We start from the raw sequence: 24,193 nt of genomic DNA on the forward strand, positions 1-24,193 counted from the left end.
ACTTCGCTCAGGATGAGGGGCAGGGGTCCAAGGTGCTTCGTCTGAACCTTTAGCTGCTGGTTCTAGGTCTCACCATGGATACCTGCCTGCGCAGGTATCTTCGGAATGAAACGGGTTATCTGACAAGGTAGCGCTTAAGGTGCGCGTCACCCTCGACGGGCAAAGCCCGTCTGAGAGTTCATCCCCCGCCATCAGAATTCGTCTCAGCACCATGAACGTCATCGTCATCCCGGCCTTGAGCCGGGACCCAGAGGAAGCGGCGTGCGAGGTATCGGCTGGGTCCCGGTCTTGCGCAGAGGCGCAAACCGGGATGACGGCGAAGCAGGGCTGTAGGACAAAACAAATCCATCCCCACCCTTACAAACCCGTCCCATATTACACGCCTCCCATCACCAGACAGGGCGGTCCGGACCGACCGGAAGGTGTTGGTTCTCGTTGACGCTGCACGTGCCGGTACAGACCCCGGCGCGCGGGCAGAGGCGTGAGGGCTCATGCGCGGCAACTGCCGCCCATGAGTGGAGTGCGAAGGAGACGAGTGCTGCCGGTATGGGGCTAACGGCCCTGCCAAAGGCGGTCCGCGCTATCCACTTGTCCAGTCAGGCGACGGCTCGCCTTTCTGAGTCCTCTGGGCGGCCTGCGTCAAACGAGCGGGCAATTCTTCGCAGGGCGCGTCCATGGCGCACGCTCTACAGCCACGCCGAAAGGCTGGCATTACCTATAGCGTCCACCCTGGACGCGCCCGGCCCTGTCACTTCAGGGCGAAACGACAAGCGCACCGCCAGCGGGAAACCCCGTATGGCGATATTGGTGTTTGCGGAACTATTCCCCTCTCCTTCGGGAGAGGGGGCAGGGGTGAGGGGGGGCCACATCGAGGCACGGCAAACCATCGGCAGTGACGCGCCTCTGCTCATCACTGCAAAGTCGAGCTTCTGTTGAAAGATCGTTCCCCCTCATCCCCGGCCCTTCTCCCCAAGGAGAAGGGAGACGAACAACGCCTGCCTTCCGAGATCCCGGATCAAGTCCGGGATGAGCGGTTGATTGCGGACTTATGTAGCAAGCGCACCAACGCTCTAACGGTCGCCGGAAACGATGATCCAAAAAATTGAAGATGCCTGCCAAAATGCGCTGGCAGCCGTAGCCGCGATCCCCACCCAAACCGCGACTAGGGCGGAGAATGCTCCGAACGCCTCGACTGGCGCAGGCTCAATTACAATCAACGGTACGCTGATCAAGATTAGCCCCATACCCCACCAGAACGCGCGCTGAGAGAAAGCTGTAGCCTGATCAAGCAACCGCTTTGGTAGCGCGCTCAAGTATTCACTTTTTGAGGTTCGGAAGTAAACGACAAAGGCGAAGAGGAGGGCGGTGAAGACCGTTGCAACATCGAAAACGGACGAATAAATCGCCGCGTAATTCCAACCGTTTTCGATCATGAGCTTGAAGGCGTACGGAGCTAAAACAAGGGCCGCCGTCAGAGTGCACACGCCTAACAGAACGTGTCCAAAGTCCTGAAAAACTAAGCGGATACGCTTAGAAAAACTATTGCGCTTCTTCGTCATCGTCAGCATGCGCAAGAGTACCATTAAAGGCATCCAATAGAAAGCCTTTTCTGGCTTTCCAGTCGGATTCTATGTTGTCTGGAAACCGCTCAATCTTTCCGGTTTCTAGCTGGTGACGGTTCAGAAAGTCTAAAAGCATAGCGCTATTCTCACCCTTCACCAAAGCTCGGATTTTTCGCGTGCCAATCATCTCTTTGGCCTTGCGCAATGTTCCTATTACGTTCTTTCTGTCAAGAGAGCCTTCGGACGACTTGTCGAGCGAAACCGAGACATCCACGAAATCGCCGTTGTATGCAGAGGCGCACTGTCTCGCTAATTCCTTCACGATTGGGTCTTCTTCCCCGGCGAACAGGTCTAGATTTCGCTGAGGCGCAACCTTGATTGAAAAGTACCGGATAGAAGCCTTTGGGTTTTCAATTTCCGTCCATACGTTCGCAGTGGCAAAGGGGGAGGGCTGAGTGGAATAACACGGCGTCCCATAATGCCCCAGATAAACCGCGAACTTATCAGGAGAGCATGCCATCTGGTCTTGCTGCCACAGCACTGTGTCTCCGGAGCGGTTCGAGACGAACGCGCTACGGTGTCCCAGTCCGCGCCCATCTGTTAGCTCCATCGGCGTCATCCCAGCGGAATCGACGGTTGGAGGGATATTGTCCCGCTGGATTCGACAGACCTCGCCGACAACTAGATCGCCTATGATCTCAAAGCGTTCGAGCCTGACCGGATAGCCTTTTTCGAGTTCCTGCTCACGACTGCCAACGGGACTCAGTTTGGCAATCTCTTCAAGAACACCAGCAAGATGCTGACCGGGCCGCGTAGATTCAAAGCTCCAGTACTTGGCAGTGACGTCCCGCTTCATCAGGCGGCAATTCTCACGTCATGGGCGTCGATAGCTTCCAGGCACTGCAACAGGAATGCCGCGGTGAATTTCCCTCGGCTTACCTTGTTGCGAATATTGCGCTCTGACTCTGACACTCCGATAGCGTCCAGCCGATCCACCAACTGAGCATAGGTGACGCCCCGGCGTTTCAATTCGGCTTTCAAAAGGTTCGCGGCTTTGTCTTCCCAAGGGGATCGTTCGGGCATTTGTCGTTCTCCGTGATGCTTGCGCATCATAAACGATGACAAAAGCCCTTGCAATGATGACTATTTGTCATTATATATGATGCGAAAGCAACGTATTTAGTGACAAATGGCTCAACACTTCCTCCTCTCTGCGGCGGCTCGCACGCTCTCCCTGACCGGGATTTACCGGGCAGGCGAGGACGCAGCTTACGAGACGTTCTGCCGCCTCCGCTGGCCGGAGACGGACGGGGAAGCCGTTTGCCCTGACTGCGGTTGCTGCGAGAGCTACAAGATCACCACCCGTCGCAAGTTCAAGTGCAAGGCGTGTCACCGCCAGTACAGCGTGACCTCCGGCACCATCTTCGCCAGCCGCAAGCTCGCCTTCATGGACGTTCTGGCTGCAATCTTCCTTTTCGTGAATGGCGCTAAGGGCAAGTCAGCGGTTCAAATGAGCCGCGAACTGGACGTGCAGTACAAGACCGCTTGGGTGCTCTGCCACAAGATGCGCGAAGCCATGCAGGACGAGTACGAAACCGCCAAGGTTTCCGGCGACGTTGAAGTCGATGGAGCTTACTTCGGCGGCCATATCCGCCCCGCCAACAAGGCAGAGGATCGCATCGACCGCCGCCGCCTTCGCTACCAGACGGGCACGCGCCGCGTTGTTGTCGCTATCCGCGCCCGCAAGGGCCGCACGCTAACCTTCGTGACCAAGACCGAAGCGCAAGGCGTCGATATTGTCGCGCGCCGCGTCATGCCGGGTTCGATCATTTTCGCTGACGAGGCCCGCCACTGGGACCACCTCGCACGCGGTTACGCCATGGGCCGCATCGACCACAGCGAAGCCTACAGCCTCAACGGCGCGCACACGAATGGCGCTGAGAGCTTCTTTTCACGCCTTCGCAAGATGGTTGCTGGCCAGCATCACTTCGTTTCCCCGAAGTATCTTCACCAGTACGCCAATCACTGCGCATGGCTGGAAGATCATCGCCGCATGGATAACGGTTCGCTGGTTCGCCGGGTTGTGCGGAACGCGATGGCCGCGCCTGTCAGCCGTGAATTTGCCGGGTATTGGCAGCGATAAGATCAGGTTGACTAAAATGGCGGATTAAGATTGCCATTAAGTAATGGACGTCAACTTCACATTCATCACGAAAGCGCTGCGCAACCATCCAGAAAAGCTTCTGCTTTTGGGGTGCGGGATCTTGATCACAATCCTTTTCAAGCTTGGCATTAATCAATGGTTATCTTGTTTGACGCCAATGGGTTTGTATATATTGTATCTGATTTCAAGATATCTGGACGGCAAGAACAAGGTATCGCTTAAAGAGTTAGATATTAAACGCTTAGAAACCCAAGCGAAGTTGGCTCAACAAAAACGAAGAAAACGACGCAAACCATGATCGAAGCAATTCAGTCTATAGGGCCGGTATCGACGCTGTTGATCAGCGGACTTTCGACTGCGGTAGTCGCGATCTTGATGGCCTTTGCGCGCATGCGGAATGAGCTGCGGAGCCGAGAACTTGAAAAAGTCGCCGTTGCTTATGAGAAATTCCTGAGCGCACTAGACCGTCTGCCGGACGATGACACCTACATGTCAGAAGATATGCGAGACTTCATCAATTTGCTTGCCGAGAATATTCAATGCGAGTCTTTTGCTGACACCTACGCAGAGCGTCTCTGCGTCCATCTGGACGCCAAACCAAAGCAGCGATCAGCCTCTATGTTTGCGGAAGAGCTTGATCGCCTAGAAAAGCTGAGGCCCGAGCTGGCGCGTAACTTCGAGGACCTCGTTAGCTCTGCAGGTTTTATTCTGGCGTTTCGATTTGAGGGACCAGCTAAAAAGGTACGCTTGAAGCTCACAGACCTATATTTGAGAGAACAAGAGCAACCTGATTTTCAGGCGCTAACCGACTTTAAAGGTTCCGACTGGCATCATGGTGACAATCACGCCGTGGCATAAATTCCAAAGCCCGCCCTAACCGGCGGGCTTTTTCCATACCCGCTTCGGCTTCCTACAGTCCTTCACGCTATCCCTGACGCGCTGGTATAGCTCTGGCTGCATATCCCGCTCTTTCATGATCCAAGCGGCGACACTGGCGTTGTCTGCGCATCCTGCGCGCTCTGCCTCACCTACCAGCGCCATAAGCTTTCCGGCCTTGAACAGCGGCGGCCTGCGCCGTGTGCGCTTTGGCTGTATCTGCTTCACGTCATGATAACCGAAGGCGATGAGCGCCCCGTCTATAGCGGCCAGGTCTTTCCTGACGCGCTCTAGCTGGCCTGCCAGTTCAGCGCGCTTTTGCTTCAACCCGTTGATGATTGTCTCGTCCTGCATGGACGGTAGAGTCGCAAATTCAGGCGCTATCCGGTAGCCGTGTTGATGGTGCGCTTGCTACATAAGTCCGGTTGATTGACGCGTCGGCAAATCCCCGCCCAGCCCCCTTGCGGCGACTTACAGCCTGCATAAACTCGCCCAGATCAGACCACAGGGGACACACATGCTGAAAACAACCATCGCCGCCGCCGCGCTCACGACGCTCGCCATGACCGCTGCACCCACCGCCCATGCCGGGCCGGACGAGTATCTGGGGGAAATTATCACGGTCGGCTTCAATTTCTGCCCGCGCGGGACGATGGAGGCGGATGGGAGCCTGCTTCCGATCTATGAAAATACCGCGCTCTTCTCTCTCATTGGCACCTACTATGGCGGTGACGGGCGCACCACGTTCGCCCTGCCAGACCTGCGCGGACGCACCATGATCGGGGCGGGCCAGGGCGCCGGGCTCTCGCTTCGCCAGATCGGGCAGACGGGCGGCATGGAAAACCACTCCACCAACAATCCGGTCCCGGTCGATCAGGGCGGCGGCGATGTCATGGGTGACAGCACGACGGGCGAAAACATGCCGCCTTACCTTGCTGTCAAACACTGCGTGGTGACCCAGGGCATCTTTCCCTCGCGTCCATAGGCATGGCGGCCCCTCTGCATGATCGAGGTTAAATTGCGGGCGCTATCAACGGTGGAGGCCGCAACCAAAACGCGCGCTGTTGTGTTGAACCTTGATTGCTGAACGAAAGCGCAAGAGACCCATGTTCACGCAGCTCAATCCCCCCCATCCCCATGACGGTGACCGACAAGGGCGACGGCTTCGCTATCGGCGTCATCGATTATGGTCAGGAGCATAACCTCATCTGGGTGACGATGATCACCGCGACTGGCGAAATCTGGTGCGCCCCGAACCCCAAGGTGCGCGGCCAGTCGAACTGGACGATGGGCCGCGCCCGGCCGAAAATGGAAACGCCTCACTAGAGGCCCGCATCTGCCCTTTCCCTCGGCGAAGCTTCTGATAGGAGAGCAAAAACAGTCCAGCGCATCGCCGCGGCGCCCCTGCGCCCTAATTCCGAGGCGCGAGCCGGGGAGGGCGTTGAAAGCGTATGAGCCACAAGAGCGATATCGAAATTGCGCGCGCCGCAAAGAAGCGGCCCATTCAGGAAATTGGCGAAAAGCTCGCCATCCCGCCGGGTGACCTCATCCCCTATGGCCATGACAAGGCCAAGGTCTCGCGGGAGTTTATCCGCTCTCTCGAGGGCCGCCCGGATGGCAAGCTGATCCTCGTCACCGCGATCAATCCGACCCCCGCAGGCGAAGGCAAGACGACGACGACTGTTGGGCTTGGCGACGGTCTCAATGCGATTGGCAGGAAAGCCGCGATCTGTATCCGTGAAGCCTCGCTCGGCCCGTGTTTCGGGATGAAGGGCGGGGCTGCCGGCGGCGGCTATGCGCAAGTCGTCCCGATGGAGGAAATGAACCTCCACTTTACCGGCGATTTCCACGCCATCACCGCGGCACACAACCTTCTGTCGGCCATGATCGACAACCATATCCACTGGGGCAATGAGCTCGGCATCGACACCCGCCGCATCACCTGGCGCCGGGCCCTCGACGTGAATGACCGGGCGCTTCGCTCGGTCGTGACCTCTCTGGGTGGGCCGGGCAATGGCTTTCCGGCAGAGGCTGGGTTCGACATTACAGCCGCCTCAGAAGTCATGGCGATCCTTTGCCTAGCGGAAGACCTCGCAGACCTCGAAAAGCGCCTCGGCAATATAATCGTCGCCTATCGCCGCGACCGCTCTCCGGTCTTTTGCCGCGACATCAAGGCGGACCGGCCGATGACGGCGCTGCTTCGCGATGCGCTGCAGCCCAATCTCGTCCAGACGCTGGAGAACAACCCCGCCTTCGTCCATGGCGGGCCGTTCGCCAATATCGCCCATGGCTGCAACTCGGTCATCGCAACGAAGACCGCGCTGAAGCTTGCCGACTATGTCGTGACCGAAGCGGGCTTTGGCGCAGACCTCGGCGCGGAGAAATTCCTCAACATCAAGTGCCGCAAGGCCGGACTCTCGCCGTCTGCCATCGTCGTCGTCGCGACCTGCCGCGCGCTGAAGCTGAATGGCGGCGTGACGCTGGCGGACCTGCCGATTGAGAACCCGGACGCTATCGTTGAGGGATGCGCCAACCTTGGCCGCCATATCGACAATATGCGTAAGTTCGGCGTGCCCGTGATTGTCGCCATCAACCATTTCCACGGCGATACAGATGCCGAAATTGATGCGATCCGGGCATACGTGGCGGGCAAAGGCGCCGAAGCTGTCGTCTGCACGCATTGGGCTGACGGCAGCAAGGGCACGCTCGAGCTCGCTGAGAAAGTCGCCGCCCTCGCTGATTCAAGCGAGGCGAATTTCGCGCCGATCTACCGCGACGAGCTAGGCCTGATGGACAAGATCGAAACGATTGCCACAGAGATCTACGGTGCAGGCGCGGTCTCCGCCGATCCGTCGGTTCATGCGCGGCTGAAGCGGTGGGAGGCCGATGGCTATGGCCACCTGCCGGTCTGTATGGCGAAAACGCAGAACAGCTTTTCTGCTGACCCAAACCTGCGCGGCGCACCGAGCAGCTTTGTCCTGCCGGTTCGAGATGTGCGTCTTTCGGCGGGCGCAGGTTTCGTCGTCGCCCTCTGCGGAGAGATAATGACCATGCCCGGCCTGCCGCGCGTGCCGGCTGCGGAATCGATCGGGCTTGATGCGGATGGCAATATTGAAGGGCTGTCCTGACGGCTGAGGCCGCCTTGACGGATCGGCCTCCCGCGCCCAAGTGGCCAATCCATGTCTTCCAAGGATTATCCCCAGACGCCCGATGGGCGCTATTTCGTTGCCGCCGGAAAGCTCTGGCGCCGCTCTGACCCCCGCCTGACGCCTGCGGGCCTGAAAGCGCTCACCGCAAATCTCATGGCGGCCCGCCGCAAGGTGAAGGAAGTCCAGAACAATGAGGCCAAGCTGAAAGCGGCCCGCAGGCAGGTGAACGCCGCCAAGGAAGCCCTTGGTGAGCGCGGCCCGGTCTGGTGGGATGACGGCGCGCCGGACGAGACGATGAAGGCGCCGCAGGAGTCGAGCTATTCCGACTGGTGGGCGAGCTTAAGCGACGATGAGCGCAAGAGAGGCTATGCCGGACCGAAGAAGAAAGGCTGAGCCTCATTCTCCGGCAGGAGCGCCGTCGCAGCTCGCCTCGAACCTCACCGCAATGAACGCCACCGGGTCATTGTTCGAGTAATTGAGCGCGTAATATGGCTCAGACTGCGTCTCGCACCGACCCCTGTCTTCGGCGGATTTCTGTACAGCCTTGAAGTCTGCAGCTGCGCCTTCATCCTCGAAATTGATGAGGTAGACGACCGGATAGGCAGCGTCGTCGGCGGGCAATTCGGTAGGCGTTTCCGGTGGATGCAAATTCTGCGTGCCGAGGGTCAGCACATAAGACGGCTCTGCATAACCAAGCGCCAGTACGCGGTCCGGCGCTTCGGTGTCGCCGCAATCGCTGCGGGGGATGCCGCAGACTTCGGCGAGGGCGAGCTTGCCGGTTTCAGTTGCCTGTATCCAGGTCTGTGTCGGTAGAACAAAAATTCGCGCCTGCCAGCCAAGGAGCAGGGCGGCGAGAACCCCGCCCGCAATCGCAATTCCGACCTTGCGGAAGATCATCGCGCCCGCTGCCAAGAGGACAAGCAATGCGCCCGGTGCCCATAGCCAGAGCGGGAAGTCGCTTGCGCCCTTCCACTGCGCCATGACGGTCTCTTCGCTTACAGTGCGAAAGTCGCCCGCCTTGTCGGCCTGAAGAAGTTCAACTGCCCATGGTGAGGTGAACAGCACGAGCGCGACGCCGCCGATCAGGAAGAGCGCGGTGGAGAGATAGCGCGAGACCGGCGCGCGGGCGTCTTCCATCAGTTTCACCGCTGCCCAGCCGCAAAGAAGGCCAAACGCCGGATAGGCGGGCAGGATGTAATGGCTGAGCTTGGTCAGCAGGAGCTCAAAGAAGAGCCAGGTCGTGAACGCCCAGGCGACGATGAATTTCAGCGCGTCGCGGTCCACGTCGCCAAAGGATTCAAGCGTGCGGTGGCGCAGGTAACGCCAGCAGAGAACGATGGCGGGGACAAAGAGCAGGATGCCCGGGAAGAACCAGGCGGGAAGGTGCATGAGGTGATAGCCCGGCAGGCCGCCATGCCCTTCGGATGCCGAGACGAGCTTGTCCTTCAAATCCTTGCCGACAGCGCCTTCGACATAGGTGCCCTGCGTCGCGATCTGGATCATGATCAGCCATGGCAAAACCATGAGCACGCTGATCAGCGGACCCGGCCACCAGGCCAGCGACTTCATCCACTGATAGTCGCGCCGGTCCCAGAGCCAGAGAACGAGGATGGCCATGCCGGCCACGAGCGAGATGACAGGGCCCTTGATGAGAAAGCCGGCGCCGTGGATGATCCAGAAGGCGAGCGCCAGTCGCTTGTCATTATCCTTGCGCAGGTAAAGCCGGATGAGACATCCCATCGCCAGCGTGATCAGGAAGACAAGGACACCGTCGGTCTTTGAGATGTGCGCTTCAGACGTCAGGAGCAGGCTGGAGCCAAAGAGCGCGGACCCGATAAAGGCCGCTCGCCGTCCGATTGCAGGTATCCCCAACCAGAAACACGCAAGCACCGACAGGCCTGCGCCAATCCAGCTTGGCACGCGGTAGGTCCAGATATCGAGGTTCTCGCCCTCGCCAAAAGCGGCGGTAGAGCCTGCCTGAAGCCAGTGGATGCCAGCCGGTTTCTTGTTGCGGAACTCATCCTGATAGCGGATCGCGATATAGTCGCCGGTCTCAAGATATTGTTTGGAGGCCTGCGCAAAGCGGCTCTCATCGCGGTCGAGTGCGGGCAGGTTAAACACACCCGGCGCAGCCGCCGTCATGGTCAGCGCGAACAGCATAAGCCAGGCTTTCCAGCCGGTCGAAAGGCGATCAATCCAAGTCATGTCGCGTGCTTGTAGCGCCAATTGGACAGGCTTGAAACGGGCAAGTGCTGTCTGCTCGAAAGCGGGCTTTGCTTCCGTATCGGCGCGGTCTAGGGTTGCCGCCTGCTGTTGAGGAAGAGGGGCCTGCCCATGAAAGCCTGGTTTCGGATTGATCTCTGGAAACGCGTAATGATCGGCCTTGCCATTGGCCTCGCGATCGGCGCGGCGGTCCGTTACGGCATGATCTCCTCCATGGGCACCGAAGACGGCATCGCGCAATCGAGAGAAATCGCTGCGATCTTCAAGCCGTTAGGCGATCTGTTCCTCAATCTGATCCGCATGCTGGTCGTTCCGCTTATCTTCCTGACGCTGGTGTCCGGCGTGCTGGCGCTCGGCGATCCGAAGAAGCTTGGCAGCCTCGGTGGGCGCACCATCGGCATTTACATGTTCACGACGCTGGTCGCGGTGACGCTCGGTCTGCTCATGGGCACGATCTTCCAGCCGGGTGTGGGCTATGACCTTTCCTCCATTTCACCAGAGCAGATTGCCCAGACGCAGGAGCGACTTGAGGGTGGCGGCGCGCTTGAAACTGTCGGTGTCTACGAGTCGATCATGCGCACCATCCTGTCCATTGTTCCGACGAATATCGTCGCCTCGATGGCGGCGGGCGATGTGCTGCCGATCATCTTCTTTGCGATCATGTTCGGCATCGGCATCCTGATGGCGGGTGAGGCTGGCCGGCCTGTCGCAAAGGTCTTCGATGCGGGCGCAGAAGCCATCCTGAAGCTGACCCTGATCGTTATGGAGACGGCGCCTTTCGGTGTTGCCGCGCTTATGGCGTGGGTCATGGCGGACCAGGGTTTCAGCGTGGTCTCTTCGCTCGCGCTCATGACGCTCGCGCTCTACATCGCCTGCGCCCTTCACATGCTTCTGACGCATGGCTTCCTGATCAAGGTCGTTGGCAAGCTGCCGCTGATCCCGTTCTTCCGCGGGATCACGGATGCGCAGCTGGTTGCTTTTTCCACTTCATCTTCGAGTGCGACCCTGCCGGTCACGTTGAGTGTCGCCGAGAAGAACCTCGGTGTCGGTAAGCCAGTTGCCTCATCGGTGCTTCCGCTTGGGTCGACCATCAATATGGACGGGACCGCGCTCTATCAGGGCCTGATCGCGCTTTTTGCAGCGCAAGCGCTCGGGATCGATGTATCGATCGGCATGTACTTTACGGTGGCGGTGATGGCGACGCTGGTCTCGATCGGCACGGCGGGCATTCCATCGGTCAGCCTTTTCCTCGCTACGACGACGCTTGGCGTTGTCGGCGCGACGCCGGACCAGATGTTCGTCATTCTCGCGCCGCTCTTTGCCTTCGACCGCCTGCTCGACATGATGCGCACAGTGACCAACATCACGGGCGATCTCGCCGTGTCCACGCTTGTCGCAAAGTGGGAAGGCGAGCTCGATGAAGAGGTCTTCCGCGCTGAGGACAACACGACGGCAGAAATCGATCAGACGATGCTGAATTAGCGGGCTGACGTCTCGCCCTGGCAACCGGCGAGGACACGTCGGGCGACGTCGCCGATCAGCCGGGCATCGACCTCTCGCGAACTGCCAGCGCGCCATGCAATACCGATCTGACGACCGATCACAGGCGTTTCAAATGGCCGGATGGTGACGTCTGCGCCAGCTGCGACACCTGCCTCCGCCGCTATTCTCGGCACGAGCGAGATGCCGAGCCCACCGGCGACCATCTGCACCAGGGTTGCGAGCGATGTGGCACCAATATCGGAGCCCGACCGCGGCGAATTCAGTGCACAGATCGAAACGGCATGGTCGCGCAGGCAATGGCCGTCTTCGAGAAGGAGCAGGTCTTCGCTGGCAAGATCTTCGGGGCGCAGATGCTCGGCCCTGGAAAGCTTGTGATCCTTCGGCCCGATGAAGAGGAATTCGTCCTCGCCCAGTATCTCGGTTTCGATGCCTGGTGTCGGCCAGGGCAGGGCGATCAGCGCCGCGTCCAGCTGGCGTTTGCGAAGGCCATCAAGGAGCCGGTCGGTCTGATCTTCGCGCAGGTAGAGCTTCAATTCGGGATGATCATCGCGCAGCGAAGCGAGGGTGCGCGGCAGCAGATAGGGGGCGAGCGTCGGGATGGCCCCAAGGTGGAAGGGGCCGCTTAGTGGGGCCCCCGCTTGCTGGGCAGCTGTGACGAGGTCGGCCGCACTTGAGATAATGACCCGCGCGCGTTCCACGGCTTCTTCCCCTGCCGGGGTCAGGCTCGCACCTCGTGCCTCACGCTCGACGAGCTGGACGCCGAGCAAAGTCTCGACTTCCTTGATGGCGGACGACAGCGTCGGCTGAGTGACATTGCAGACATCAGCCGCACGCGAGAAGGAGCGCTCATCGGCGAGCGCACAGAGGAACTGAAGTTGTCTCAGCGTCGGTAGCTGCATCTTTCTACACCTCGGCCTGACTGAAATGGATCGAAAAGCGCCGGCGCGCAATCTCGTCTAACCTGCGCAATTCCAGGTCCCCTGTAGTTTCCGGTCGTCGACACAGAGTAGAGACACGGCTCGCTTTCCACTGTACGATAGGGGAAGAAGATAACATGTTCAGTCCTAGGCGTTCTGGCCTGATTGTCCACGTCCGGCGACAAGTACTGAAGGCTTATCATGGAACTTGGTGCACCAGGTTTACACACAGCGACGCTCCGGCTCGAGCCGCTCAATGAGAGCCATCGCGCGGCGCTCAGTCGCAGCAATGCGGTCGAGCATATGTGGAGTTCGATGCCAGTGATTTCGACCGGCACGAACATCGATGCCTATTTCGACCATTCCCTGAAGATGGCGACGCTTGGCACGGGGCAGGTCATGGCAGCGATCCGCCAGGAAGATGATCGCCTTATAGGCCTGTCGGCCTTTCTTAATCCCAACAGGATGAACCGGCGCACGCGTATCGGATATAACTGGGTCGAGCCCGCCCTCCGCGGCAGCGCCGTTGTCGAGCATATTCACTATCTCATGCTGAAGAGGGCGTATCAGTGGCGCGCGCGACGGGTTGCCTGGTGGCTGTCCCTCAAGAATGAGCGGGCGATAGCCGCGGTCGAGAAGATTGGCGCAAAACGCGAAGGTGTCCTGCGCCAGCATACGCGGTTTGCCGATGGAAGCTGGGCAGACCTTGTCGTTCTCTCGCTTGTTAGCGATGAAATCCGCGACTCGATGGCGATGCTTGGCGAGCAGATCGAAAAGCGCGACGCCGACTCTGATACTTGATTTCCACAGCCGGTCGTGGTTTAGCGAGCGCTGAAATTCCAGCGCACAACATGAAGCGCACTTTTCCGGGACCGTACCTGCTTGCAGGTCAGAGCCCGGCGAAGACTCCGCCCGGCGACTTTTCGCTCAGCGGAGAGCTCATGCTTTGCGCGAAATCAATGAGCGCTTACCTGTGAGGTCACAGGCAAGCAGGGAGTGACGCGATGTTTGACGCGCTGACAGATCGCCTAGGCGGTATATTCGACGGACTTACGGGGCGCGGTGCGCTGTCCGAGAAGGACGTGTCCGCTGCGCTGCGGGAAATCCGCGTTGCCTTGCTGGAGGCGGACGTTGCGCTTCCAGTGGTCAAGGACTTCATCAGCAAGGTCAAAGAACGCGCGGTTGGCGAAGAAGTCATCCGTTCGGTGAAGCCGGGCCAGCAGGTCATCAAGATCGTCCATGACGGTCTTGTCGAAATGCTGGGCGGCGAGGATGCCGAAACCCGCCTTCGCGTCGACAATCCACCATCTGTCATCATGATGGCGGGCCTTCAGGGTTCTGGTAAGACGACGACGACCGCGAAGATCGCCAAGCGCCTTTCAGAGCGCGACAAGAAGAAAGTCCTGCTCGCCTCGCTCGACGTTCGCCGTCCGGCAGCCATGGAGCAGCTTGCGGTTCTGGCAGACCAGCTCGGCGCGAATGTCACCTCGCTCCCGATCGTTCAGGGCCAGATGCCGGCAGAGATTGCCCGCCGCGCCCTGCAGGCGGCCAAGCTTGGTGGTCACGACGTTGTCTTCCTCGATACGGCAGGCCGGACCTCCATCGATGAACAGATGATGGCTGAGGCAGCCGAGATTGCAAAGATCGCCGAGCCGAAGGAAACCCTGCTCGTTGCCGACGCGCTGACGGGTCAGGACGCTGTCGAAACCGCTCGCCGCTTCCATGAGCGCCTGCCGCTGACCGGTCTTGTGCTGACGCGTATGGACGGCGATGGCCGCGGCGGCGCCGCGCTCTCCATGCGCGCGGTCACGGGTCTACCGATCAAATTCCTCGGTACGGGTGAGAAGCTCGATGGCCTCGATGCCTTCGATGCCAAGCGCGTCGCGGGTCGCATCCTCGGCCAGGGCGATATCGTCTCCCTCGTTGAGCGCGCCGGCGACCAGCTCGACCAGGAAAAGGCCGAGCGCATGGCCAAGCGCATGCGCAAGGGGGAGTTCGACCTCAATGACCTCGCCGAGCAGCTGAAGCAGATGCAGAAGATGGGCGGCCTTGGCGGCATCATGGGCATGCTGCCGGGCGCCAAGAAGGCCAAACAGGCCATGGCTGCGGCCAATGTCGATGACAATGTCATCAAGCGTCAGGAGGCGATCATCTCCTCCATGACGAGGAAAGAGCGCGAGAAGCCAGCCCTTCTCAACGCATCGCGCCGCAAGCGGGTCGCTGCAGGTGCGGGTGTCGAAGTGTCCGACGTCAACAAGGTGCTGAAGATGCACCGCCAGATGGCCGACATGATGAAGAAGATGTCGAAGGGCGGCATGAAGGGCATGATGAACGCGCTTGGCGGCGCAGGCGTCAGCCCGAAAGACATCGCCAAGATGGGGCAGGGCGCAGGCATGCCGGGCGGCCTTCCCGGCCTTGGCGGCGGCCAGCTGCCTCCGGGCCTCGGTGGGGGTAAGAAAAAGTGACCTCTCCGCTCGACGACCTTGAGCGCCTGCGCGCCAGTATCGACAATATGGACGCGATCCTGCTGCACACGCTGGCGGAACGCTTCAAGCTGACCCAGCAGGTGGGTGTGCTGAAGGCGCAGAACGACATGCCGCCGGCCGACAAGGCCCGCGAGGCGCGTCAGATCGAGCGGCTGCAGAGCCTTGCTGCTGAAAGCGGTCTCGACCCGGCCTTCGCCGAAAAATTCCTCAATTTCATCGTGGCCGAAGTTATTCGCCACCACGAGAAAATCCGGTCCTCGTCATGATGATGACCGCATCCTATCCGCAGACACCTGCGCAGGCAGGTGTCCAAAGACCCCCTTTTCGCCGGGGTGCTGCACGTGATGTTGCACCATGGGTCCCTGCCTTCGCAGGGACTGGCGGAAAAGAGACACGCCCGCGTTTTGCCTCTCACGAGCAAGGCGAAGGCGCAGCGGCTGCTGGCCAAGGCCAGCAAATAGTCGCGAGCACTATCCAGAAGACGCCATAAGATACTTAAGGAGATACACCATGGCTCTGAAAATTCGCCTTTCGCGCGGCGGTTCCAAAAAGCGCCCATTCTACCGGGTCGTTGTCGCTGACGCACGTGCCCCACGTGACGGCCGCTACATCGAGAAGCTGGGCACCTATAACCCACGTCTTCCGAAAGACTCCGAAGAGCGCGTCAACATCGACGGTGAGAAGGCCGCTGACTGGATCCGCAAGGGTGCACAGCCGACCGAGCGCGTCGCTCGCTTCCTGAGCCAGATTGAAGTCGACGGCAAGCCGATCGTCGAGTGGAAGCACGGCAACAACCCGAACAAGGGCGAGCCAGGCACCAAGGCGAAAGAGCGCCTTGAAGAGAAAGCCGAGAAAGAAGCTGCCCGCAAGGAAGCTGAAGAAGAAGCAAAGCGCGCGGCTGAAGAAGCCAAGAACGCACCTGCTGAAGAAGAAGCCCCTGCCGAAGCCGAAGCTGAAGAAGCACCGGCCGAAGAAGCTTCTGAAGAAGAGAAAACCAGCTAGTCTCCCAGACCAGCCAGTTATTCAGGCCGGGCAAAGATGCCCGGCCTTTTTTTTGCAGCCCACGTCAGTAGTTATTCGCCATCCCAAAGCATTGAATTTGCCGACAAGTCTTTACCGGACCTTTGAGACGGAGTGGTACAGAGCGAGGGCGCAGACGCCTTGGCGGGCGCTGTGCCAACGAATTGGTCAGCGACAGCTGCGTCGTCGCATGAGGAAATTTGACGGGGGAAAATATGGCTGCACAGGTCTTCTGCGAAGGTGCGTTTGCCGGTGAGAATGGTGCCAGGTTCGGCCGCGTAACGACGGTCCACCAACACAATGCTCACAAGCTGCAGCTATTTTCGGACGCCGGTCTGGAAGCCCTGCTGACCCGTTATCCTCGAGAGGATATTGGCGTCTACGCGATGGGCGATACGCCAGACACGTGGCGCCGTGGGCGACTTGGAGATCTTCCGGCAGGCGAGCTGCTTTCGATGGTCAAGGAAGGGCGCGTCTGGCTGAATCTCAGAGCCGCCAATTCGAAGGATGATGAAATTGGTCAATTAAGCCAATCCATCCTGTCAGAAATGAAGACGGCCATGCGCGGATTCCGTCCCATCAAGCCCGACCTTGGCCTGATTATCTCTTCGCCTAACGCGCGAGTATTTTACCATCTGGATGTGGCCCAGGTGATGCTCTTCCACGTGCGCGGACACAAGCGCATCTATGTCTATCCTCGAACGGAAAAGTATGTGCGCGCCGTAGATCTTGAAGGGGTCGTCACGCACGAGACCGAAGAAGAGATCCCGTACGCAGCAGACCTTGATGCCGGAGCTTCGGTCGTAGACCTGGAGCCGGGTCAGATGGTGAGCTGGGAGCAGAATGCACCACATCGCGTCGAAAATGGCGACGACATGAACGTTTCCCTCTCGTTTGAATACATGACGCCGGTTGGGATTGCCCGAGCGAATACCATTTTTGCCAACGCCTGGTTGCGAAAGCGTTTCGGATATCAGGCAACACTCGAACCACGGCCAAGCCTCTCATGGCCCGCGAAGGTCGCACTGGCGCGCGTGTTGAAGAAGATCGCCCCCATCGACACCGACGCGCCTTCGGTTTTCCCGCACTGTTTCACGCTGAACAAGAGCGGGATTACCTTCGACACTGCCGAGTACGCTATCTAAGCGGTCAAACCCCGGTTCGCGCTACATCTGCATCGTCCACCCTTCAACGCCCATGGCGGCCTGACGGACGGCTTCGGACATGGTCGGGTGGGCGTGGCAGGTGCGGGCGACGTCTTCGGACGCGGCGCCAAACTCCATGGCGATACAGATTTCATGGATCATTTCACCGACACCGACGCCCATCATGTGCGCACCAAGAATGCGGTCTGTTTTGGCATCGGCGAGGATCTTCACGAAACCGGTCGTCTCATGATTGGTGCGGGCGCGTGAGTTGGCCTGGAAAGGGAATTTGCCCTTCTTGTATTCGATCCCGGCCTCTTTGAGTTGGGCTTCGGTCTTGCCAACCCAGGCGATCTCCGGATTGGTGTAGACGACGCTCGGGACAAGGTCGTAATCGACATGACCGGCCTTGCCAGCGATGAGCTCCGCAACCGCCGCGCCGTCATCTTCGGCCTTGTGGGCCAGCATCGGCCCGTGGATGCAGTCGCCAATCGCCCAGACGCCGTCGGAGACCTTGAAGTGGTCGGTCGTTTCGATGACGCCGCGCTTGTCGGTCTTGCCGCCTACAGCTTCGAGGCCGAGGCCTTCCGTGTAGGGACGGCGCCCGACAGCAACGATGATCGCATTGGCTTCGAGGGTTTCCTGTTCGCCGCCTGAAGCGGGCTCCATGAACAGTTTTACCTGGTCGTCGATACGCTCAACGCCAGTGACCTTCTGGCCGAGGCGGAACTCAAGGCCCTGCTTCTTGAAGACGCGTTGGGCTTCCTTTGCGATCTCATCGTCGGCACCCGGCATGATGCGGTCGAGATATTCAACGACGGTGACGCTCGCCCCGAGACGCGACCAGACCGAGCCAAGCTCCAGCCCGATAATGCCTGCGCCGATCACGATCAGTTTTTCCGGCACTTCTTTCAGCGCAATCGCGCCTTCATTGGTGACGACGCGCTCTTCATCAATCTCGATGTTGGGCAGGGACGACGGCACAGAGCCAGTTGCGATTACGATGTTCTTCGCGTTCAGCGTCTTCTGCTCGCCATCTTCGCCGTCGACCTCGACGACCCCCTTTTCCTTGATGCGGCCAAAGCCTTTGACGTAGTCGACCTTGTTCTTCTTCATCAGGAATTCGACGCCTTGGGTCAGGCCATTCACTGCGTCGGTCTTCTGGCTCATCATCTGGTCGAGATCGAGCTCCAGGCCGGACATCTTGATGCCGAGGCCGGCAAAGTCATTCTTTGCAGCGGCGAAGAGTTCGGAGCCGTGCAGAAGCGCCTTGGAAGGAATGCAGCCGACGTTCAGGCAGGTGCCGCCAAGCACGCCGCGCTTGTCGATAATGGCAGTCTTCAGGCCGAGCTGGCCGCAGCGGATCGCACAGTTATAGCCGCCCGGACCACCGCCGATAATGACTACGTCGTAAGTGTCTGACATGGGAATTTGCCTGTAAGTATGAACAAGGTTTGCCTGCCCGCGAACCTAAGCACTGGTGAGGCGAAATCAATGTGCCCTCAGCGCAAGGCTCACTTGCGCGGGCAGAAAAGAAGAACGCCGCAGATGACGAGCAGGAATGGGGCAAGAATGGCCTCGTCTGCCCAGACGGTATAGTCGGCGCCAAGTCCGATCATTGCGCCTGTCATAAGCGCGAATACCAGGGCGCCAGCCGAAAACACCCACGCTGCACCGCGAACAGCACCGAGGGCGAGCAGACCGCCAATAATGAGGAGGGCTGTCGACACGATGCGCAGCAGGGAAACGGGCGGGTTCAGTAGTTCCGTCGCAAGGTCACTGCCGAGCGATATCTGCCGCATGATCGGGGTAATGGTTTCCCAGAGCATCCAGGCTGAAACAGCCGCACCCGCGAAACCGGCAATCCGTCTGACCAGCATGATCTTCCTCCCCGAAGCCTGCCATCCTGCCTGCCACATAGCGGGCGGGCGGGCCAGCGCCAAGGGCGGTGGCTGATCATCTTGACGGAAGACTAGAGGCGTCCCTGACGGGCGAGCATGCGGCGGCCGTCCGCTGCGAACTGGGCACGCTGGCGCGCAATTGCGGCTGGGACGGGTCCCCGGCGGCGTACTGGTGCGGCGGCTTCGAGCTTTTCAGCGGCACTTCGCTGCGCCACGAGCTGCTCGAATTGTTCACGGGAGAGATGCACACCCTGCTGGCCGTTCTCACCCGCAGCGGCCACGATACGCGGGCCGTTTTGGCGCTCGCTATCCAGCAGGAATACGGCAGCACCGAGCATGAGGAGAATGGCCGCGCCGCCCGCCAAAATGCCTTGCGGTCCGCTTGGGTCCATCCACCATGGGCCGGAGAAGTGTAACATCAGCAGGCTCGGCGAAACCGCCGCGCAGCCCATTCCATACCATAGAAGGCTGCCCTGACGGCGCGCCAGCGAAGCGGCCGACGCATAGAAGCAGAGCGATCCCAGGAAATAGGGCGCACCATAGACAAAACCGAGCTCACGCCAGTTTACGCTTTCCAGCCCCAAGGATGGGTCAGGATGAAAGAACATGATCAGCACCATCATGATGCTGGGCCACCTGATCGCCGTCAGGCAGGCGAAGGCAAAGAAGATTGCTATGAGCGCAATCAGAAAGGAGATGAGGCGGCGTGACATGGGGTTTTGAATAACCCGGGCGCGATTGATGCTGCATGAATTTGGCGTTCGAATTGGCGACAGGTTCGAAAGCTTCTCTTCACAATTTCCGGCGCGCCCCTCGTCACGCGCGCGCGACGTCTCATATTGGCGGGTATGACTGAACAGGCACGCTTTCCGGAAAAGACCGTCTTCCTGCTGACAGCCACGGGCGCTATTCCATTTATAGGCCTGGCAGTCGCCATGGCGCTTCTAGATGCACCGACCAATTCGACCGCAGCGCTTTGGCTGCAGACCTATAGCGCGGTGATCCTGTCGTTCCTTGGCGGCATCAGATGGGGACTGGCGCTCACGAGCCGTGACCCAAAGCCCGGCTCATTCGTGCTGTCTGTCTGCCCGTGTCTTGCAGGTTGGGCCATCCTGCCACCCGCGATTATCTTGGCGCCGGGGCCTATCTGGTTTCTTGCCTATGCCGGGCTGTTCGCGTTGCAGCTGCTCTGGGATTTGCGCTCAGCCGAAGTGCCGTCCAGCTTCAAGCCGTTGCGGCTGGGCGTAAGTCTTGTTGTCATCGCGTCGCTGATCGCTGCGTGGGGCGTCCAGCGCTTCTTGTTCTAGGCAGGCTCCAGCTCGCCATAGCTGCGCGGGAAAGCCAGGCCGGCAGCGACAAAGCTTGTCGCAGCAAGGCCGAGCGAGACGAGGGCGTTCCAGCCGGCCATGGAGAGGCCAAGCATCCGCCAAGGCGCGTCGGTACATGACGCGATGGCTGTCCGATCATTCAGGCCGTCGAGCGAAAGCGCCATGACGTCGACCGCCTCGCCTGTGCAGCCGGATGGGGCGGGCCACCAGCTCCACTCGACGCCAGCATGATAGGCGGCGACGACGGCGCCAGTGGTGAAGACCAGGCCCAGCATAACGTTGAAGGCAACGAGGAAGCGCCGATTGTTGCGGATATTCCAGAGAATGATCCCCGTCACCGCCATGGCGGCGGCAGCCCAGTAAACCTCGCGCTGGCGCAGACAGAGCTGGCACGGCAGCAGGAAAGCAAGACGCTCGAATGCGTGCGCTGTGGCCAGCATGGTGAGCGAGATCACAAGTGCGATGACCGGCCAGCGCCAGGTGCGAAGGAGTGGGGAAAGTGCCGCGTCCATAATCTGTGCCGTTCGCCAGAGGGGTCTTGTGCGAAAACCAGAATGGAGCCCCGTGCACGTGCCCGCAATGCGACATCGCGCGCAGATGCAGTTGAGGTGTCCTAGCCGCTGACCGTTCTGACGCCGAGCGCGACGAGGGCGAACAGCGTTGCGATCCAGGCGGTGCCGATGATCGAGCCCAGAATTACGAGGATTCCGTCACGCGCCATCAGGCCGAAGGCAACGATGGCAACGCCAATGCCAGGCACCGTATTGGTCGAAGGAAGGGGCACGAGGATGGAAGCGCAGAAAAGAACGAGGAAGAAGCCGATGACGCGTTCTCCGACTGGTGCCATCAGGAAAGTGAGGCGAGGGCGGGCAATTTTTTCCAGCCAGCCAAACCATTTGCGACCGCCATTTGCCGTGCGGGTCAGGCCCTTCTTGTCGATCTTCCGGCTCGCGAATTTCTCGGGCAACCAGGGCTCGCGCCGGCCCATCGCCATCTGCGCGGCCAGCACCATCATCGGCAGCGACACGATCTGTGGCACCCCATAGAGAAACGGGATGCAGCAGGGGAGGGCCAGAATGAAGAGCGCAGCCCCGAAAGCGCGCTCATGCAACCGGTCAAAAATCTCACGAAGCGAAAAGCCATCCTCAGGTGCCTCTTGGGACATCGACTCGATCGATTGCAGGAAAGTCCGGGGAGAAAGCGCTTGCGTCATGTGGCGGCTGTTAGCGCGCTTTGTTGCACTGGTCGAGATGATTGACGCCGCGAAGAGCTTGAGGCAGAGCGATGCACGCAATCCAGCCCGGCCCCGGTGGTGGAATTGGTAGACGCGACGGATTCAAAATCCGTTTCTGGCAACAGAGTGCCGGTTCAAGTCCGGCCCGGGGCACCATTCGTAGCCGGTCGCGCCAGCGATCAATCGACCCAGTGGATCGATTTAAGGCGGAGAATGCGGCGGCAGCCGCCGACCCAGTGGACTGATTTTACGTAATGAATGCCCCGGCAGGGGCGTGTTGGTTCTGACCCCGTATCGGTGCTTCGCGCCTTACATGAGCAGGGCTTAAGGCTGCTGGGCTACCCTCAAAGCCGCGTCAGAGGCTGCGACCTCAATTCCCATTTTCTCCCGCGCTGCATGGCCTAGCTCTCCATTTAAATCAGAACGGAGCCGCACATGTCAGCTGTTATCATTGGAGCCACGGGCGGTATCGGCCGCGCGCTCGTCGAGGAGTTGCATGAACGTGGCTGGTTCCAGGCGATCCACGCGCTCTCCCGTTCAGGCGGCGGCGACTGGCCTGACAGTGTCACGCCGGGCAAGATCGACATCCTCGATGAGGAGAGCATCAAGGCGGCGGCTGAGCGCCTGAAGGAAGATGGTCCGGTCGAACTATGCATCATTGCCGCCGGTATCCTGTCGGATGGCGACGCGCTGCAGCCGGAGAAGACCTGGCGCCACCAGTCCATGGAAGCTTATGAGCAGGTCTTCCGGCTCAACACGTTCGGTCCCGGCCTGGTAGCGAAACATTTCCTGCCATTGATGCCGCGCGGGGAACGGGCCGTGTTTGCGGCGCTCTCGGCGCGGGTCGGGTCTATCGGGGACAATGGCTTCGGCGGCTGGCATGCCTATCGGTCATCGAAGGCTGCGCTCAACATGCTGATCCGCAACTTCGCCATTGAGTGGACCCGCAAATCGGAAGAAAGCATTTGCGTTGGCCTGCACCCGGGCACCGTGGACACTGGCCTCTCGAAACCTTTTCAGGGCAATGTGCCCGACAAGCAGCTTTTCACCCCGCAACAGTCTGCGGGGTACTTGCTCGACGTGATCGGCAAGCTCACACCTTCCGACACGGGGAAGGTCTTCGACTGGCAGGGGGAGGCCATCCAGCCCTGACGGGGCTGTCGAGTACTACTGGATAGGCGTGTTTTCCAGAACGGAGCGGGCATTATAGGCCTGCGGTGTGTCTGGGCGCGGCCCCCGCCCAACCAGGATCTCGATGCTTTCAGTTGTTCTGGCGCTTGAGCCACCGAGCGGCACGCCAATGCCAACGCCTACACCGACGCCAGAGCCATAGCGGCCAGATGAGCTGCCGCCGCCAATGGAAAGTGATGAGCGTGAGCGACGGCTCTCATCAGTATCGACATAGCCGCCGACGATGCGGAACCAGTCGGCATTGTTCTCCAGCGTCACTTCTGCGGCCCGGCGCAGCACATAGCTGCGCGCTTCTTGAGGCGACAGGGCGGTGTAGCTGACGCGGTAGCGGTCAGACTCAATCGGCTGGACAGTAAAGCCTTGTGCGCTGGCTGATGTGGCCGGGCCATACGGCTGCGCCGTGGTGCATGCGCCGAGAAAGAGCGCAGCGATACCGGCTGCGACATAAATCGTTTTCATGTGAAATCCTGCCTTTCAGGAGGCCAGTCTAGCTTGGCCCTCTGACAGAATGAACGTCCCGCAAAGCGAAAGTTCCCCGGCGCGTGCTGCAGCGCTAGTGTTTTGGCTTGTCAGACATGTTCCGACCGAAATTGACGTCAGACGTGTCCTGTCCGGCGTCGATGATGGCCTTGCGGATGCCTCGGGCGCGCTCAAACTCCTTCATGAGCGTGTCGCCATCACCCCAACGGATCGCGCGTTGGAGGGCGGCGAGATCCTCACTGAAGCGACCGAGTGTTTCAAGCACCGCCTCACGATTGTTCAGGAAGACGTCACGCCACATGGTTGGGTCCGAGGCGGCAATCCGGGTGAAGTCGCGGAAACCACCTGCGGAATACTTCACGACCTCGCCCTCGCCGACGCTTTCCATGTCATAGGCGGTCGAGACGATATTGTAGGCGATAAGGTGCGGCAGGTGGGAGGTGATAGCCAGGACGCGGTCGTGGCGGCCTGCTTCCATGATTTCCACTTTCGAGCCGAGCATTTCCCAGAACGCGGCGAGGCGGTCGAGCGCGGAGTTGTAGGCTTCTTCCTGCTGCGGCAGCGGGGTCAGGATGTACCAGGCATCCCGGAACAGCGTCGAGAAACCGGCTTCCGGCCCTGATTTTTCCGTACCTGCGATCGGGTGACCAGGAATAAGATGCACGCCTTCGGAACAGTGCGTCTGCATGGCGGCAAGGGCCTTTTCCTTCACAGAGCCGACATCGCTAAGGATGGCACCGGGCTTCATTGACGGGGCGAGCGCCTCACAGGCCGCCTCAATCGCGCCCACCGGTACGCAAAGAATGACGCAGTCAGCGTCGGCGCACGCGTTGGCTGCCGTCTCGCAGACCTCGCCAAGACCGAGCTGGCGCGCACGTCGGCGCACCTCTTCATCCGCGTCGTAGATCGCAATCTTGCCTGCGGCACCGTTCTCGCGGGCAGCCAGAGCGATCGAAGACCCGATCAGTCCGGCCCCGATAATGGCAATCCGGTCGAAGACGGGTCCTATCATTA

The 24,193-nt window shown here is 60.0% G+C and carries 27 protein-coding genes, 1 tRNA gene and 1 pseudogene; 16 read left to right on the forward strand and 13 right to left on the reverse strand.

All coding sequences use genetic code 11. The features are described 5' to 3' along the window. Positions 1 to 1,070: 1,070 nt before the first annotated feature. Genes D1224_RS09360 through D1224_RS09370 form a run of 3 tightly spaced genes read right to left on the reverse strand, consistent with a single transcriptional unit; the run spans position 1,071 to position 2,645 of the window. Positions 1,071 to 1,568 carry a hypothetical protein gene (locus tag D1224_RS09360; RefSeq protein ID WP_182482224.1) on the reverse strand — a complete coding sequence of 166 codons (498 nt, stop codon included), beginning with the start codon at positions 1,566 to 1,568 and terminating at the stop codon, positions 1,071 to 1,073. Continuing rightward, on the reverse strand, positions 1,540 to 2,418 hold the full coding sequence (locus tag D1224_RS09365) for a hypothetical protein (protein WP_119379614.1): 879 nt from the start codon (positions 2,416 to 2,418) through the stop codon (positions 1,540 to 1,542). Before D1224_RS09365 ends, D1224_RS09360 begins: the two co-directional genes overlap by 29 nt. Next, the gene (locus D1224_RS09370; RefSeq protein ID WP_119379615.1) at positions 2,418 to 2,645 is read right to left on the reverse strand and encodes a DUF6471 domain-containing protein; all 228 of its coding nucleotides are present in this window, start codon (positions 2,643 to 2,645) and stop codon (positions 2,418 to 2,420) included. The genes D1224_RS09365 and D1224_RS09370 overlap by 1 nt, the downstream gene beginning before the upstream one ends. A gap of 106 nt (positions 2,646 to 2,751) precedes the next feature. Between D1224_RS09370 and D1224_RS09375 the strand changes: the two genes are divergently transcribed. From D1224_RS09375 to D1224_RS09385, 3 genes are read left to right on the forward strand one after another with little or no spacing between them, the layout of a single operon-like run. Beyond that, complete coding sequence (locus tag D1224_RS09375; RefSeq protein WP_119379616.1) at positions 2,752 to 3,705, forward strand: IS1595 family transposase; 954 nt, start codon at positions 2,752 to 2,754, stop codon at positions 3,703 to 3,705. A 43-nt stretch (positions 3,706 to 3,748) separates the two neighbouring features. Beyond that, positions 3,749 to 4,024: a hypothetical protein gene (locus tag D1224_RS09380; protein WP_119379617.1), complete on the forward strand. Its 276-nt coding sequence runs from the start codon at positions 3,749 to 3,751 to the stop codon at positions 4,022 to 4,024. After that, positions 4,021 to 4,584: a hypothetical protein gene (locus D1224_RS09385; RefSeq protein WP_119379618.1), complete on the forward strand. Its 564-nt coding sequence runs from the start codon at positions 4,021 to 4,023 to the stop codon at positions 4,582 to 4,584. Before D1224_RS09380 ends, D1224_RS09385 begins: the two co-directional genes overlap by 4 nt. A 15-nt stretch (positions 4,585 to 4,599) precedes the next feature. On the opposite strand, the gene D1224_RS09390 is transcribed toward D1224_RS09385, so the two are convergent. Continuing rightward, positions 4,600 to 4,956 (reverse strand): hypothetical protein, encoded by a 357-nt coding sequence (locus tag D1224_RS09390; protein ID WP_119379619.1) that lies wholly within the window; start codon positions 4,954 to 4,956, stop codon positions 4,600 to 4,602. A gap of 163 nt (positions 4,957 to 5,119) precedes the next feature. On the opposite strand from D1224_RS09390, the gene D1224_RS09395 reads away from it, so the two are divergent. The 4 genes and pseudogenes from D1224_RS09395 (at position 5,120) to D1224_RS09410 (ending at position 8,144) form a co-directional block, all read left to right on the forward strand. Next, positions 5,120 to 5,587, forward strand: coding sequence for a phage tail protein (locus D1224_RS09395; protein WP_119379620.1), 468 nt, complete (start codon positions 5,120 to 5,122; stop codon positions 5,585 to 5,587). A gap of 121 nt (positions 5,588 to 5,708) precedes the next feature. After that, a pseudogene (locus D1224_RS09400) lies at positions 5,709 to 5,928 on the forward strand (hypothetical protein). A 125-nt stretch (positions 5,929 to 6,053) separates the two neighbouring features. Next, complete coding sequence (locus D1224_RS09405) at positions 6,054 to 7,730, forward strand: formate--tetrahydrofolate ligase (RefSeq protein WP_119379622.1); 1,677 nt, start codon at positions 6,054 to 6,056, stop codon at positions 7,728 to 7,730. A gap of 51 nt (positions 7,731 to 7,781) precedes the next feature. Beyond that, positions 7,782 to 8,144, forward strand: coding sequence for a hypothetical protein (locus tag D1224_RS09410; protein WP_119379623.1), 363 nt, complete (start codon positions 7,782 to 7,784; stop codon positions 8,142 to 8,144). A gap of 3 nt (positions 8,145 to 8,147) precedes the next feature. Here D1224_RS09410 and D1224_RS09415 read toward each other — a convergent pair whose 3' ends face one another. Beyond that, positions 8,148 to 9,956, reverse strand: a complete 1,809-nt coding sequence (locus D1224_RS09415; protein WP_119379624.1) for an ArnT family glycosyltransferase — start codon at positions 9,954 to 9,956, stop codon at positions 8,148 to 8,150. Positions 9,957 to 10,085: 129 nt separating this feature from the next. Here D1224_RS09415 and D1224_RS09420 point away from each other — a divergent pair, with 129 nt between their 5' ends. Beyond that, positions 10,086 to 11,456, forward strand: coding sequence for a dicarboxylate/amino acid:cation symporter (locus D1224_RS09420; protein WP_119379625.1), 1,371 nt, complete (start codon positions 10,086 to 10,088; stop codon positions 11,454 to 11,456). Here D1224_RS09420 and D1224_RS09425 read toward each other — a convergent pair. Next, positions 11,453 to 12,376, reverse strand: a complete 924-nt coding sequence (locus D1224_RS09425) for a hydrogen peroxide-inducible genes activator (RefSeq protein ID WP_119379626.1) — start codon at positions 12,374 to 12,376, stop codon at positions 11,453 to 11,455. The two genes, D1224_RS09420 and D1224_RS09425, sit on opposite strands and share 4 nt — an antisense overlap. Before the next feature lie 219 nt (positions 12,377 to 12,595). On the opposite strand from D1224_RS09425, the gene D1224_RS09430 reads away from it, so the two are divergent. The 5 genes from D1224_RS09430 (at position 12,596) to D1224_RS09450 (ending at position 17,045) form a co-directional block, all read left to right on the forward strand. After that, positions 12,596 to 13,195 carry a GNAT family N-acetyltransferase gene (locus tag D1224_RS09430; protein ID WP_119379627.1) on the forward strand — a complete coding sequence of 200 codons (600 nt, stop codon included), beginning with the start codon at positions 12,596 to 12,598 and terminating at the stop codon, positions 13,193 to 13,195. A gap of 203 nt (positions 13,196 to 13,398) precedes the next feature. Beyond that, positions 13,399 to 14,859, forward strand: a complete 1,461-nt coding sequence (gene ffh, locus D1224_RS09435) for a signal recognition particle protein (RefSeq protein ID WP_119379628.1) — start codon at positions 13,399 to 13,401, stop codon at positions 14,857 to 14,859. Then, the gene (locus tag D1224_RS09440; protein ID WP_119379629.1) at positions 14,856 to 15,146 is read left to right on the forward strand and encodes a chorismate mutase; all 291 of its coding nucleotides are present in this window, start codon (positions 14,856 to 14,858) and stop codon (positions 15,144 to 15,146) included. The genes ffh and D1224_RS09440 overlap by 4 nt, the downstream gene beginning before the upstream one ends. Before the next feature lie 244 nt (positions 15,147 to 15,390). Then, positions 15,391 to 15,882 (forward strand): 30S ribosomal protein S16, encoded by a 492-nt coding sequence (rpsP, locus tag D1224_RS16845; RefSeq protein ID WP_119379630.1) that lies wholly within the window; start codon positions 15,391 to 15,393, stop codon positions 15,880 to 15,882. 233 nt (positions 15,883 to 16,115) lie between these two features. Beyond that, positions 16,116 to 17,045 carry a hypothetical protein gene (locus D1224_RS09450; protein ID WP_119379631.1) on the forward strand — a complete coding sequence of 310 codons (930 nt, stop codon included), beginning with the start codon at positions 16,116 to 16,118 and terminating at the stop codon, positions 17,043 to 17,045. A 21-nt stretch (positions 17,046 to 17,066) separates the two neighbouring features. Here D1224_RS09450 and lpdA read toward each other — a convergent pair whose 3' ends face one another. From lpdA to D1224_RS09465, 3 genes are all read right to left on the reverse strand, one after another. Continuing rightward, positions 17,067 to 18,470 (reverse strand): dihydrolipoyl dehydrogenase, encoded by a 1,404-nt coding sequence (gene lpdA, locus D1224_RS09455; protein WP_119379632.1) that lies wholly within the window; start codon positions 18,468 to 18,470, stop codon positions 17,067 to 17,069. Between the two features lie 89 nt (positions 18,471 to 18,559). Then, complete coding sequence (locus D1224_RS09460; RefSeq protein WP_119379633.1) at positions 18,560 to 18,925, reverse strand: hypothetical protein; 366 nt, start codon at positions 18,923 to 18,925, stop codon at positions 18,560 to 18,562. 92 nt (positions 18,926 to 19,017) lie between these two features. Then, positions 19,018 to 19,659, reverse strand: coding sequence for a hypothetical protein (locus tag D1224_RS09465; RefSeq protein ID WP_119379634.1), 642 nt, complete (start codon positions 19,657 to 19,659; stop codon positions 19,018 to 19,020). A 135-nt stretch (positions 19,660 to 19,794) separates the two neighbouring features. Here D1224_RS09465 and D1224_RS09470 point away from each other — a divergent pair, with 135 nt between their 5' ends. Continuing rightward, positions 19,795 to 20,253: a DUF3429 domain-containing protein gene (locus D1224_RS09470; RefSeq protein WP_119379635.1), complete on the forward strand. Its 459-nt coding sequence runs from the start codon at positions 19,795 to 19,797 to the stop codon at positions 20,251 to 20,253. Here the strand turns inward: D1224_RS09470 and D1224_RS09475 are convergent. Both D1224_RS09475 and D1224_RS09480 read right to left on the reverse strand, forming a co-directional pair. Continuing rightward, positions 20,250 to 20,786, reverse strand: a complete 537-nt coding sequence (locus D1224_RS09475) for a disulfide bond formation protein B (RefSeq protein ID WP_119379636.1) — start codon at positions 20,784 to 20,786, stop codon at positions 20,250 to 20,252. The two genes, D1224_RS09470 and D1224_RS09475, sit on opposite strands and share 4 nt — an antisense overlap. A 101-nt stretch (positions 20,787 to 20,887) precedes the next feature. After that, positions 20,888 to 21,439: an exopolysaccharide biosynthesis protein gene (locus D1224_RS09480; protein ID WP_233350468.1), complete on the reverse strand. Its 552-nt coding sequence runs from the start codon at positions 21,437 to 21,439 to the stop codon at positions 20,888 to 20,890. A 138-nt stretch (positions 21,440 to 21,577) separates the two neighbouring features. Between D1224_RS09480 and D1224_RS09485 the strand changes: the two genes are divergently transcribed. Both D1224_RS09485 and D1224_RS09490 read left to right on the forward strand, forming a co-directional pair. Beyond that, positions 21,578 to 21,664, forward strand: a tRNA-Leu gene (locus tag D1224_RS09485). A gap of 279 nt (positions 21,665 to 21,943) precedes the next feature. Continuing rightward, a complete protein-coding gene (locus D1224_RS09490) occupies positions 21,944 to 22,660 on the forward strand; it encodes an SDR family NAD(P)-dependent oxidoreductase (protein ID WP_119379637.1) in 717 nt (238 codons plus the stop codon). 15 nt (positions 22,661 to 22,675) lie between these two features. Here D1224_RS09490 and D1224_RS09495 read toward each other — a convergent pair whose 3' ends face one another. Beyond that, on the reverse strand, positions 22,676 to 23,158 hold the full coding sequence (locus D1224_RS09495) for a CC0125/CC1285 family lipoprotein (protein ID WP_119379638.1): 483 nt from the start codon (positions 23,156 to 23,158) through the stop codon (positions 22,676 to 22,678). Positions 23,159 to 23,252: 94 nt separating this feature from the next. Further along, on the reverse strand, positions 23,253 to 24,191 hold the full coding sequence (locus D1224_RS09500; RefSeq protein WP_119379639.1) for a prephenate/arogenate dehydrogenase family protein: 939 nt from the start codon (positions 24,189 to 24,191) through the stop codon (positions 23,253 to 23,255). Positions 24,192 to 24,193: the final 2 nt, after the last annotated feature.

Origin of the sequence: Henriciella barbarensis (genome assembly GCF_003576345.1) — a bacterium.
Taxonomy (GTDB): domain Bacteria; phylum Pseudomonadota; class Alphaproteobacteria; order Caulobacterales; family Hyphomonadaceae; genus Henriciella; species Henriciella barbarensis.